Annotated in this window: 9 protein-coding genes; 2 read left to right on the top strand and 7 right to left on the bottom strand. The window is 73.3% G+C overall.

Annotation, left to right across the window (positions count from 1 at the left end):
* Positions 1–4: 4 nt before the first annotated feature.
* From ACFY2Q_RS14720 to ACFY2Q_RS14700, 5 genes are all read right to left on the bottom strand, one after another.
* Complete coding sequence (locus tag ACFY2Q_RS14720) at positions 5–418, bottom strand: VOC family protein (RefSeq protein WP_387130289.1); 414 nt, start codon at positions 416–418, stop codon at positions 5–7.
* Positions 419–661: 243 nt separating this feature from the next.
* Positions 662–1,837, bottom strand: coding sequence for a sensor histidine kinase (locus ACFY2Q_RS14715; RefSeq protein ID WP_387130287.1), 1,176 nt, complete (start codon positions 1,835–1,837; stop codon positions 662–664).
* Positions 1,834–2,502, bottom strand: coding sequence for a response regulator transcription factor (locus ACFY2Q_RS14710; RefSeq protein ID WP_387130286.1), 669 nt, complete (start codon positions 2,500–2,502; stop codon positions 1,834–1,836). Before ACFY2Q_RS14710 ends, ACFY2Q_RS14715 begins: the two co-directional genes overlap by 4 nt.
* Before the next feature lie 86 nt (positions 2,503–2,588).
* Positions 2,589–3,881 (bottom strand): PQQ-binding-like beta-propeller repeat protein, encoded by a 1,293-nt coding sequence (locus ACFY2Q_RS14705; protein ID WP_387130284.1) that lies wholly within the window; start codon positions 3,879–3,881, stop codon positions 2,589–2,591.
* Positions 3,878–5,155, bottom strand: coding sequence for a PQQ-binding-like beta-propeller repeat protein (locus ACFY2Q_RS14700; protein ID WP_387130282.1), 1,278 nt, complete (start codon positions 5,153–5,155; stop codon positions 3,878–3,880). The genes ACFY2Q_RS14705 and ACFY2Q_RS14700 overlap by 4 nt, the downstream gene beginning before the upstream one ends.
* A 139-nt stretch (positions 5,156–5,294) precedes the next feature.
* Between ACFY2Q_RS14700 and ACFY2Q_RS14695 the strand changes: the two genes are divergently transcribed.
* Entirely contained in the window at positions 5,295–7,163 is a 1,869-nt protein-coding gene (locus ACFY2Q_RS14695; protein ID WP_387130387.1) for a hypothetical protein, read from the top strand.
* Positions 7,164–7,214: 51 nt separating this feature from the next.
* On the opposite strand, the gene ACFY2Q_RS14690 is transcribed toward ACFY2Q_RS14695, so the two are convergent.
* The gene (locus ACFY2Q_RS14690) at positions 7,215–9,044 is read right to left on the bottom strand and encodes a hypothetical protein (protein ID WP_387130280.1); all 1,830 of its coding nucleotides are present in this window, start codon (positions 9,042–9,044) and stop codon (positions 7,215–7,217) included.
* Positions 9,044–10,939, bottom strand: a complete 1,896-nt coding sequence (locus ACFY2Q_RS14685; RefSeq protein ID WP_387130385.1) for a hypothetical protein — start codon at positions 10,937–10,939, stop codon at positions 9,044–9,046. The genes ACFY2Q_RS14690 and ACFY2Q_RS14685 overlap by 1 nt, the downstream gene beginning before the upstream one ends.
* Positions 10,940–11,394: 455 nt before the next feature.
* On the opposite strand from ACFY2Q_RS14685, the gene ACFY2Q_RS14680 reads away from it, so the two are divergent.
* The gene (locus ACFY2Q_RS14680; RefSeq protein ID WP_387130279.1) at positions 11,395–12,594 is read left to right on the top strand and encodes a hypothetical protein; all 1,200 of its coding nucleotides are present in this window, start codon (positions 11,395–11,397) and stop codon (positions 12,592–12,594) included.
* Positions 12,595–12,731: the final 137 nt, after the last annotated feature.

Genomic DNA, 12,731 nt, shown 5'->3' with positions numbered 1-12,731 from the left:
CCGGCTACGGCATCTCGGCGGCCATGGTCCCCGCCGCCGACGTGGCCGCCCGCTCCGCCGCGCTGCGCAGCACGCAGAACTCGTTGCCCTCCGGGTCGGCGAGCACCACCCAGCCGGTGCCGTCCGGCCGGGTTTGGTCGTCGACGAGCGTCGCGCCGATGCCGAGCAGCCGCTCGACCTCCTCGGCCCGGGTCCGGTCGGCGGGTTGCAGGTCCAGGTGCAGACGGTTCTTCACCGTCTTGCCCTCCGGCACCTCGATGAACAGCACCTCCGGACCACCCGGCGGCAGGAGCATCGCCTCCGGGTCACCGGGGAAGTCGTCCGGCTGCCGGGGGCAGTCGAAGACCTGCGACCAGAAGCCGGCCAGGGCGTACGTGTCGCGACAGTCGATGCTGATGTTGTGGATCGTCGAACTCACAGTGGTCCTCCACAGTGGCGAGGTGGTGCAGCGCCCGTTTCCGGGCGCGGCAGAGCACGCAGAAACCGGATCGCCCTCGGATGGGCGGTTCGCGCCCGACCCACGCGGGGCGCGGCGCCTGCGGGCCTCAGCCGACGCGGTCCCGGGGCGCGGAGTCAACATTGATGGACATCGACGCACCCCCTCCGCTTACGAGCTGACCGGGGCATCTTGCCACCGGCCGCGCGACGCACGCAACCCCGCTCAGCCGGCCGTGGGCACCGGGCCGGTCACCGCCGGGGCGTCCGCCGTCGGCAGGGTGACCGTCACCTCCAGGCCACCGCCGGGTTGGGCGACCACCCGCACGCTGCCGCCGTGCGCCTGGCAGACCGCCCGGACGATGGACAGCCCCAGGCCGGAGCCGCGCGCACCGGTGCGTTCCCGGCCGCCGCGCCGGAACGGCTCGAACAGGCCCGGCACGTCGGCCTGGTCCACCTCGAACCCGGTGTTGCCCACCACCAGCCAGGAGCGCACGCCATCGGTGCCGGTACGCACCCAGAGCCTGCCGTGCAGGTGGTTGTAGCGGACCGCGTTCTCGATCAGGTTGCCGGCCAGCCGGTCGAGCAGCCCCGGGTCCCCGATGACCGGCGCGGACTCCAACGACGTCTGCACGCGCAGGCCGATCCGATCCACCTCGCGGCGCATCGCCGACAACGCGTTGGCGGTGCCGGTGGCGAGATCGCATTCGGTGCGACGGCCGAGCCGCCGCCCCGCCTGGGCCTCGCTACGGGCCAGCACCAGCAGCGCGTCCACAAGGCCGTTTGCCCGCTCGGAGGCGTCGCGCACCACTGTCGCCATCCGGCGGTACTCGGCGGCGTCCGCGTCGTCGTCGCTGAGCGTCACGTCGATCTCGGTCCGCATCACCGCGAGCGGGGTACGCAGCTCGTGGGAGGCGTTCGCCACGAAACGCTTCTGGGCGTCGAACGCGGACGCTATCCGGTCGAGCATGGCGTCGAAGGTCTTGGCCAGCTCAGCCACCTCGTCGTCGGCGCCCGAGTAGCCGATCCGCTGGTCCAGCGTCGCCTCGCCGAGCCGCTGCGCGGTCGCGGTGACCTGGTGCAGTGGGCGCAGCGCCCGGCCGGCCACCCCGTACGCGCCAGCCACCCCGACCACGCTGATCGCCAGCAGCGCGACAAGACCCTTGGCCAGCAGCTCCCCCGAGGCGGCGTCGACGAGTTGACGCTGCCACTGCGCGGCGTCCATCGACCGGCCGTCGGAGAGCAGCACAGTCGTGCCGGGCAGCAACTCGTCGGTGGGTCGCAGCGCGTCACGGACCAGCAGCCAGGCCAGCAGCACCAGGATCGCGCCCGCGCCGACGAGCAGCACGCCGTTGAGCAGTGTCAGTCGCAACCGCAGGGTGGGCCGCAACCGGCGGCTCATCGTGCAGCCTCGGCCGTGCGGTAACCCGCGCCGACCACCGTCTCGATGAGCGGCGGATCGCCGAGCTTCTTGCGCAGCGTCATCACCGTCACCCGGACGATCGTGGTGAACGGATCGGTGTTGGCGTCCCACACCCGTTCCAGCAGCTCCTCGCTGGAGACCACCGCGCCGCGCGCCTTGAGCAACTCGCTGAGCACCCCGAACTCCTTGTTGGTCAGGTCGACCGGCACGCCGGCGCGGGTGGCGACCCGGCGGGCCGGGTCGAGCACCAGGTCGGCCAGTTCGAGCACCGGCGGTGCGGGCGGGGTGGCCCGCCGGCCCAGCGCCTGCACCCGGGCCACCAACTCGTCGAAGGCGAACGGTTTGGGCAGGTAGTCGTCCGCGCCGAGTTGCAACCCCTCCACCCGGTCGGCCACCGTGCCACTCGCGGTCAGCATCAGCACCCGGGTCAGCGCGCCGGACGCGGCGAGGTCGGCGCAGATCTGGTCGCCGTGCACTCCGGGCAGGTCGCGGTCGAGCACTACCACGTCGTACCGGGTGACGAACGCCGCCTCGTGGCCGGCGTCACCGTCGTAGGTCACGTCGACAGCCATGCCCCGCTTGCGCAACCCTCGCGCGATCGCGTCGGCGAGGTTGCGCTCGTCCTCCACCACCAGTACCCGCATCCCGGCCTCCTCGCTGCTGACCACCGCCAACCTAGTGCCGGTCGGCAAACCATCCTCCCTCGCCGCCTGTCCAGGCCAGTCGGTGCTCAGGTGGGCAACTGCCACAACCCGAAGGAGGCGTCCTGCCGCCGGCAGAGCAGCCGGCCGGTGTCGACCGCCTGACACTCCCGGGCCGCGTCCCGCAGGACGTCCAGCAGGCGCACCGTGCCCCCGCCGATGTCGAGTTCGGCGACGAGCAGACCGCCGTCGGGATGCGGGCGTACGCCGATCATCGGGCCGCCGAAGGGGAACTGGGCCAACTCCCACCGGCCCAGTTCGGCAAGCACCCGACCGGTCTGCGGTTCGAGCACGACGATCTGCTCCGCACCCGGCCCGGCGCTGCTCAACGTGGTGGCCACCAGCCGGCCGGCGTACGGCCACACCCACGCCCAGCGGTCGTTACCCCAGAGCAGTCGACCGGTCGCGGCGTCGACCACCCGCAGCCCACCGGAGCGGTTCTGCAGGCAGACGACGACGCCGCAGTCCGACGCGTACAGCGCCTCGTCGGCGGGCGTTCGCCAGCGCTGCTCCAGCCCGTCCAGCCCGTACGCGGTGATCATGGTCGGAGATCCGCCGAAGGTGAGCAGCATGTCTTCCACGATCTGCACACCCGTGTTGGGCCCACCGCCGGGCGGGGCCAGGTCGGCACGGACCAGCACGGCTCCGCTGACCGCGTCGAGGACCTCGACCGGCCCGTTGGCGTGGCTGAGCACCACCCGGTCCACTCCGTGCTCGCCCTCGCGGAAGCTGAACTCGCCACCCGGGACGACGGGCACCTGCCAGCGCACCGTGCCGCAGCACGGATCGACCGCGCGCAGGGTGCCCCCCTGGTCGTCGTCGACTGAGTGCAGCAGCAGGTTGCCGTCGCCGAGCCTGCTGGGGCTGCCGGGCTGCTGCCAGTGGTACGCGCCGGTCGCGCGGTCCAGCGCCACCGTGAGCGTGCCCTGCCGGTCCGGGCCGAGCTCGTGCCCGGTGGCCAGCAGCAGCTCGCCCTGCTGGGCGATCCCCCAGTATCGGCCCTCCGCCGGCAACGGCACCTGCCACGCCGGCTCGCCGCCGGGCAGGTGGAGGGCGGTCAGCCGTCGCTGCCCCGTCAGCCCGCTGAGCGGCTCGACGAGCACGAAGAGGTCGCCGGCGACAAGGGCGTCGGCACCGAGCCGACCCGGCAGCGTCACCGCCTCCCGCCGGGTCGGTGGCCCTGCGGCGGCCAGGCTGATCAGCACCAGCAGCAGGACCACTGCGCTGCGCAGGGGCCGCCCCTTGGCCAGCGGCGGGCGGGGCAGCGGGTCGGTGTCCGGCCCGTGCCGCAGCTCGCCGAGGTCGATCACCGGACCGCTCATCGCGGCAACCTCCACAGCGCCGTCGAGCCGTCGAGGCGACGACAGAGCAGGACGGGCGGCGCCGCCTGGCACCCACCGACCACCCCGGGAAGGACGTCCAGGATCCGCGCCCTACCGGCTGCCAGGTCCAGTTCGGCGACCACGAGCCGACCGCCGGCCGCCGGCCGTACGCCGATCAGGTCGTCGTCCCGCCGCAGCCGGCTCACCAGCCCCCACTGGCCCAGATCCGTCCGCTCCCGCCCGGTCTTCGCGTCGCGTACCGCGTACCGCTGGTCGGGTCCGGTCACCAGCAGCTTGTCCTGCCGGACGTCGGCCAGCGTGTCCGGGCCGGCGTCCGACCACCGAACGGCACCGGTGGCGGGGTCGATGGCCTGGATCTCGCCGGTCTGCTGGACCGTGCAGAGCAGGTCGGCGCACACGGTCACCCAGGCCACAAGCGGCACCGGGGCCGTCCACAGCGGATCCATCCCGGGCAGTCCGTAGGCGACCAGCCGCGTGCTGCCGGGCGGGACGAGCAGCACCAGGTCGCCGACGACCTGCACGCGCTGGAACGCCGACCGGTCCCCGGGCAGCGTGTCGACACTGCGCAGCAGGTCACCCGTGCCGGCGTCGTACACCTGCACCTCGCCTGTGGGCTGGACGAACACCACCTGGTCGACCCCACCGGCACGGTTGTGGTAATCGGGGCTGCCGGGTGGGATGGGCAACGACCAGAGCACCCGACCGGTGTCAGGTGCCACCCGGCGCACCGTGCCCGGCCCGTCGCCCGAGTCGTTCGCGAGGAGCAGGCCTCCGTCGGTCGTCCACTGGACGAGCCCCCGGTGCTGCCAGCGCCGCTGACCCGTCTCGGCGTCGAAGGCGGTGGTCTCCAACACCCCGTCGGCGGCGTTGGCCGCCGCGGCCAGCAGCAGACCACGCTCGGCCCACACCGCCAGGTAGTCGCCGCTTCGTGCCAACGGCACCTGCCACCGGCGCCGCACGCTCCGGTCGCCGGTCGACGCGGGCCGGGTGTACGAGGTCAGGTACCGGTCGCCGTCGGGCGTCGACGGGTCGACCACGACGATGCCGTCCTCGACGAGGTACGCCGAGGCCCCTGGCGCGGTCGGCACCGACGTGACCGTCCGCCGCGGCACCGGTGCCGCGGCGGTCAGCACGGCCAGGGTCAGCAGCAGCACGGCCGTGCTGCGCAGCGGCCGGCCGGCGGCGCGCGGCCGGCGGGGCGGCGGTGTCGACGCCGGCTCGTCCCGGACCTCACCCAACTCGATGATCGACAACGACCGTCCCTCCGTGGCGGGGTACGACCGACCGGGGATCTCCCCGGCAAACCGGCCGTGGCAGCACCGGCCCGGCAAATGCGACGCACGCCCGCCTGTACGATGGCGCGTCGTGGCTGTGCCGGTGGTAGACCCCTCGTTGAATCCCGTTACCGACGCCGACGCCGACGCGGCCGAGGTCGAGCCGACACGGCGACCTCGACGCCGTCCGGCCCGCACCGACCTGTTGGCCCTCGGAGCCTATGTGGTGCTGGGCGTGTTCGTGTGCCTCAACTACTGGGGTGACGTGACCGGCCGGGTCTCCTCGCACCTGCCGACCGACCACAGTTGGTTCGAGTGGCTGTTCGCGCACGGCGCGTACTCGGTGCGGCACCTGGAGAACCCGCTGTTCACGGCCCAGCAGAACGCCCCGGACGGGGTGAACATGATGGCCAACACCTCGCTGCTCGGGGTGACCCTGCCACTGTCGCCGCTGACCATGCTGCTCGGTCCGCAGGTCACGTACGCGCTCTACCTGGGTGGCGCGCTGGCGGCCACCGCCGGCACCGGGTACTGGATGCTCTCGCGGCACCTGGTGCGCTCCCGGGCGGCGGCGTTCGTCGGTGGCGCGTTCCTCGGCTTCGCGCCGGGGGTCATCCACCACGCCAACGGTCAGCCCAACTTCGTCTCCAACTTCCTGTTGCCGCTGATCGTGGTGCGGGTGCTGCGGCTGGCCGAGCCGGGCCGGTGGCTGCGCAACGGGCTCGTGCTCGGGGCGCTGGTGACGTACCAGATCTTCATCAACGAGGAGATGCTGCTGCTCACCGCGCTTGCCTGCCTGGTCATCGTGCTGGCGTACGCCGTGCAGCGGCCGGCGGCCACGCGGGCCGTCGCCCGCACGTTCCTGGCCGGGCTCGGCGTCGCCGGTGGGCTGGCCCTGCTGCTGGCGGCGTACCCGATCTGGTTCCAGTTCAACGGCCCGCAGTCCTACCGCGGCCTACAGGGCGGGGTCTTCCACAACTGGGGCGAGGACCTGGTCGCGTTCGTCACCTTCGCCCGGGACACCTGGGCCGGCGACCCGGCGGTGGAGAAGACGATCGGCGTGACCGAACAGAACACCTGGTTCGGCTGGCCGCTCGTGCTGCTCTCGCTTGTGGCGCTCGTGCTGCTGGTGCGCCGGTCGCTGACCGCCCGGATCCTCGCGGTGCTTGTCGTGGTCTTCACGGTGGCCTCGATCGGGCCGTGGGTGCGCTTCGACGGCGTGGAGACCGGGGTGCGCGGCCCGTGGTCGTACGTGTCGGACGATCTGCCGCTTGTCGAGATGATGATGCCGACCCGGATGGCCCTCGTGGTGGCCGCCGCGCTGGGCGTACTGCTGGCGCTGACCTGGGACGCCGCGCACCGGCAGGGGCGCCCGGCGGCCGACCGGCCGCGGGTGCCGGCCCAGCGCGGCGGCGAGCCGGCGGCGTCCGACGAGCCGTCCGTGCCGGCCGCGCCGCGCCGTCGGTGGCTGCGCCCGCTGGGGTACGCGGCTGTCGCGCTCGCCGTGCTTCCGCTCTTCCCCCGACCGCTGCCGGCACAGCAGGTGGAGCCGCCGCCGCACTTCATCACCGCCGGCGGTTGGCGCCCGTACGTGCCGGACGGCCGGACTCTCGTGCCGGTGCCGATCCCGAGCAACGTGCACGGCCTGCCGACACTGCGGTGGAGCGCTCTGACCGGGCAGGAGTTCCCCGTCCCGGGTGGCTACTTCATCGGCCCGAACGAGCTGGGCGAGGGCGTCTTCGGCGCGCCGAACCGGCCCACCAGCAGCCTCATCTACTCCACGATGGACGCCGGAGCGGTCCCGGCGCTCACCGACGAGAACCGCCGCCAGGCCGTCGAGGATCTGCGCTTCTGGCGGGCGTCGGTGGTGGTGCTCGGGGCGCACCCGCGCGAGGCGGTGCTGCGCGAGCTGGTCACCGGCCTCATCGGGCCGCCGCAGCGGGTCGACGACGTCTGGATCTGGGACGTCCGCGCGCTCGTGGACTGAGCGCCGCGGGGCTGAGCGACACGCGTGGGCTGAGCCCAGGCGAACCGGCGGTCAGCCGACCCGGTCGCGGACGTCCCACACCCACCCGCCGTCGACCTGGCGGCCGGGGCCGAGCAGGTCCTCGACGGTCCGGCGCACCGATTCGTCGTGCGTGAGCCGGCCGAGCACGACGAGCGCGGCCCGCCAGTGCCGCAGGTCCTCGACGGCCTGGCGGCGGTCGGCGTCGGTGAGCACCGGCACCACGCCGGTCTGCGCGACACGCCGCAGCAGCACGGCGGTGGGCCGGTCCGGGGCGCCCCAACGCGCCGTCGGGTCGTCCGGGCCACTCGGGCCGATGAAATACCCGCCCGGCGCGTCGAACGCCAGCCCCGTGCGGGCCGACCAGAGCATCACCGGGCTCAGCGCGGCGCCGGTGATCGGGGGCAGCGCCACCACTGTCCGGCCCGGGGGCACCAGCGGCCGCCACCGGCCGTCGGCGACGAACGCCGGCACCGGCGCGACCGGGATCGCCCGGATCGGCGTCGGCACGAGCGGGAGCAGCGCGGCGGCCACCGCACCTCCCCACAGGAGTCGTACCGGCAGCCCCGGCACTGTCGATGCCCGGCCGACCGTCCGGACCCGGTCCACCGACAGCGCCACAAGCACGCCCAGCACCGGCACGCAGACAAGCGCGAACCGGGCCGGCACCGCGAGGTCGAGCAGCGGCAGCCCGGCGACCAGCCGGTACGGCCCGGGAATGCCGGTGGCGGTGCCGTCCACCCGCAGTTCGGTGCCCAGTGAGAGCAGGGCGAAGACAACTCCGCAGCCGGCCAGCGCGCGGACCAGCGGCAGCCGCCACAGCCAGATCACGATGACCACGGCGAGCACCAGCAGCCCGGGCCCGAAGAACGAGTTCTCCTCGGTGGGGTTCGGTGACAGCAGTCCGGGCAGCCAGTCGTCGCCGAGCACTGTCTGCCGGGCCGACGCGGTGAACGACGCCGCGTCGAGCTGAAAGCCGTGCGCGGCGAAGGCCATCCCGGTGTAGTGCTGCGGGCCGTGGAACTGGAACCACAGCGGGTACGCCAGCGCCACCGCCGCCACCACTGCCGCCACCGCGAGCCGGCCGAGCAGGGCCGGCGCGTGTCGCCGGGCCGCCGCCCGGTCGGCGAGCGCGTAGCCGAGCGCGAACACTCCGGCGGCGAGGGCCAGGAAGGCCAGGACCTCCTCGCCGATGAACACCTGCCAGACGAGCAGCAGCCCCAGGCCGACACCGGGCCGCCACACGCTGCGCCGCCACACGCCGGGTTCCAGCTCCTGGCCGGCTCGTGGGCCCGGGCGGAAGACCAGTGCGAGGATCGCCGGGACCAGGAACTGGGCGGCCATGTGCAGGTGCGCCCCGCCCTGGGCGATCATGCCGGGGGCGAAGCCGCAGATCAGCCCGCCGACCGCCGCCGCGGACCGGGCGGTGACCAGCCGGCGGCGCAGCAGCGCGTACCAGGCCGTGGCCGTGCCGGCGAGGCAGCAGACCACCGCCACACAGAACGCCACCTGCGAGCCGAACAGCAGCGTCACCGGGGTCAACGGCACACCCAGGCCGAGCACCGACGTGTTCGCCATCAGGTTGACGCCGTCCGGAGCGTTGAGCGCCGTGCTGTAGAGCGGGTTCTCCCCCTCGACGACGGCGTGCGCCGCGCGGGCCAGCATCCACTCGAAGAGGACCTGGTCGCCGGCCTGGCGGAACAGCCGCCCGGGGTGGCCCCACTGACCGCTTGTCAGCACCAGCGCGAGGCCGACGTAGCCGGTGATCACCAACGCGTCCGGCAGCCACGAGGGCCGGCTCCGGCGCGCGGGCACTGGGCTGTCCGTCGCCGTCGTCACCGACGACGACGTTCTCGTGGTCATCAGACCGAACGGTCGGTAAGCGTCCGGACATCCCACACCCAGACGTCCAGTTCCTGCCGGCCCGGGCCGACCAACTCCTCGACGGTACGCCGCAGCGGCTCGACGTTCTGCTGGCGCGTCGGGAGCACCAGGATCGCCGCCCGCCAGTGCCGCAGCTCGTCAAGGAAGCGTCGGCGCTGCCGGTCGTCGAGCTTCGGTGTCCGGCCGGTGGTCGCCACCTCCTCCAGCAGTTGACCCACTCCGCTGGGCCGGCCGCCGAACCTCCCCGGATCACCTGTGTTGCCGTTGCGGGGGGCGAGGAAGTAGCCGCCCGGGATCTTGAAGTCGAGGTTGGTGGCCGCGGCCCAGCGCATGCCGTGCGTGTTGCCCATGCTCGGCACCGGGATCGGCACGAGGGTCTGGTCCGGGCCGACGTACGTCCGCCAGCGGTCGGCGGTGATGAAGTCCGGCACCGGCGGTCGGGACACCATCCGCAGCGGCATCGGGGCGATCGGCAGCAGCGCGAACGCCAGGCCGGCGGCGGTGAGCGTCCGCACCGTACGCCTGTCGGCCGGGCGCAGCACCCAGGCCCGATCGACTGCCAGCGCGAGCAGCAGGCCGATCGCCACAGTCGTGATCAGGCCGAACCGGGTCGGCACCACCGCGTCCAACAGGGGCAGGTGCACGAGCAACTGCCACGGCCCCGTGACCAGTTCCCGGTCCCACCAGGAGATCCGCTCGCCGAGGGAGAGCACGGCGAAGAGGCCGCCGGTCACCGCGAGCGCCCGGACGATCACCTCCCGGCGCAGCCAGACCACGACGGCGACGGCGAGCAGCGACAGGCTCCACCCGAAGAAGGCGTTCTCCTCGGAGTAGTTCGGTGCCAGGTTGATGTTGGCCCGTGGGTTGCCGCCGAGGGTGGTGGAGCCGGGGGCGAAGAACGCAGCGATGTCGTTGCCGTAGTCCTGGACCGCGTCGCTGAGACCGTGGTACGCCATCGGCCCGGCGAACTGCACATACAGGGGGTACGCCAGCAGCGCCCCGGCCAGCACCGTGCACGCCGCGACGCCGATGCCCAGCGGTCGCCACGCCGCAGACCAGCGGGCCGGCTCCTGGGCGAGCACCGCGAGCAGGAAGACCCCGCAGGCCATCGCTGTGAAGAGCAGGATCTCCTCGTTGATGAACGCCTGCGCGGTGACAAGCAGGGCGAGCAGCAACCCGTCCCGCACCGGCCGGCGGGACCGGGTGAGCACAAGCACCCGCCAGACGATGAACGGCAGCAGGAACTGGCTGATGATGTTCGGGTGCCAACTGGCGTGCGAGAGCATCGCCGGAGAGAAACCGCAGAACCAGCCGCCGGCCGCCGCCGCGAGCGGGGCACGCACGAAGTGGCGGGACAGCACGAGGTACCAGGCCATTGCCGTACCGGCGAGGCCGAGCGTCACCAGCACCACAAAGGACACCGCCGGCCCGAACAGCAGGGTCACCGGCACCATCGGGATACCCAGCGCCAGCACTGCCGTGTTGGCCATCAGGTTGACGCCGTCGGGGTAGTTGAACTGCTCGGTGAAGAACGGATACTCACCGTGCAGCACGACACGCACCGAGTGGGCGAGGAAGAACTGCACCTGGGCCGGGTCGCCGGTGTAGAGCGATGCCACCCGGCCGGCGGGGTCCAGCCAGATTCGGCTGGTCACCCAGAGCGCGGCGAGCAGGAACAGCCCGCCCACCGCCAGGTGCTGTCGTCGGCGGGTCCAGCCGGTCCACCACCGTCGGCGCGGGCCGGCCGGCGCCGAGACGGCATCGTCGTCGTCGGCGTCGACGACCAGTACGGCAGCCGAGGGCACGTCGACCGGCGCGGCCGTCACGGTCTCGACCGGCGCGACCGGCGCGGCTTCGGCCGGCACGGCCGTCACGGTCTCGACCGGCGCGACCGGCGCGGTCTCGACCGGCGCGGCCGTCACGGCTTCGGCTGGCGCGGCCGGCACGGTTTCGGCCGGCGCGGCCGGCGCCTTGTCGGCCGGGGCGGCGTCGGCCGGGGCGTCGACGGTGCTCGCGTGAGATCGGTCATCGACCGGAGTGGAAGCACCGGCCACACTGGCCGCGTTGGCCAGCGGTGCCGAGGCACGGCGAGTGTGGTGGCTCACAGTCTCGTCGGCGCCCACTGCCGCCTCCGGGCGAGGCGCGGACAGGGCGCGGGACTCGGCAGGCGTCACAGTCGGCGGAGTCTACCGGAGTGACGAAACGGCACTAAAAGCCCCGGTGCGTCCAATGTGGTGGGTGAGACGTCGGCCAACTGAGTCGCTGCGTCGGACATCTCGTACTATGGCGCTTTCCGGAAGCGACGGCGCGGCGATCGGGGGCGGACCAGGTGACTCCAGGCCGCCGGCACGGCACGATGCTCACCGTCCTGCTGACCGCGCTGTTGACCGCCACCGCCTGCGGCCCCGTGTCCGACCGCGCACCGCGCGACCTGCGGGTGGGGTACGACAGCGTCGACGGCACGCTTACGGTGTGGCCGCCGCGGGGCGACCTGGCCGGTGACGCCGCGGCGACGGCGAAGGTCACCGACGCGGTCCGCGACTGGCGTTCACCCGTCGACGACCGGGCGCACCTGCCCTCGTCCGGCATCCTGTTCTCCGGCCGGGTCGACGGCACCCCGGTAGCCCTGGTGGCGGCCGACGTGCCCGGCGAGAGCGCGTCCTGGCTGTTGCAGCTCAGCGGCGACGGCGACCGATACGCGGTGACCCGCGCCACCGAGTACACCGACCCCGGCTACCTGGTCTACTCCGACGTGCTGCCTGTGCACACGGCCGGCGGCAGGCGTTACCTGGTCTCCGCCCGGGTGGAGAAGCTTCTCGGGCCACAGGGCCGGGCGCTGACCCTGACCGATGGCCTCAGCGCCCCGGCCGACGTGCCAGCCTGCGCGGCCGTGGCGGTGACCGCGACCCTGCGGGCCACCGAGTCCCTGCCGCAGGGGCGAGCCGCCGACCGGCTGCTCGACCTGGGCACCGGCACGACCGACCCGCGCTATCCGCTGGTACGCGACGAGTCCGGCGCCGGCCGGCGGGCGCTGACCGGCCTGGACACCTGCGTGCTGGCCGGCGAGCGGGGCCCGTTCGGCAGCATCCCGCGTCGGATCGGCGACCGGGACGCGCCGCAGTCGGTGCCGACGTCCTGGCCGATGGCGAAGCTCACGGTCCGCTCGCTCGGTGAGGTCGCTCTCGGCGGCGGCGAGCCGGCCGAGTTGCAGCAGCTCAGTTGGGACACCGACGCCGGCGCGATGACCTCGGTCGTCTACCGTCCGGCGGACGGGAGCGCGCCGGTGGTCTCACCGGCCGACCGGGCCACCCCGTTGCAGACGTACCACCTGCCGGTGCCCGGCCAGCCTCTGGTGGTGCTCAGCTGGCGGCCCACCCGGGACAGCAGCCTCTCCGTGCCGCCCGGAACTCCCCTGCTGGCGGAACGCCCCGGCCTCGTGGTCGTCCCCGAGCCGCCCCGCACCCAGACCTACAGCCTCGCCAACACCGACAAAACCCACTACCGCTCAATAACCCCCCACCCCCGCTAACCCCAACCCCCACCCCACCCCACCCCACCCCACCCCGCGATCTTGCACTTTCTGCCCGGTCATATAGGGCAACCCACGCGTAACGGCGACCGAAAGTGCAAGATCGCGGGAGGAGCCGGGGGGCCGGGGGGCCGGGG

Origin of the sequence: Micromonospora sp. NPDC000316, assembly GCF_042898885.1 — a bacterium.
Lineage (GTDB): Bacteria > Actinomycetota > Actinomycetes > Mycobacteriales > Micromonosporaceae > Micromonospora.
This window is presented reverse-complemented; position numbering and strand designations above follow the sequence as displayed.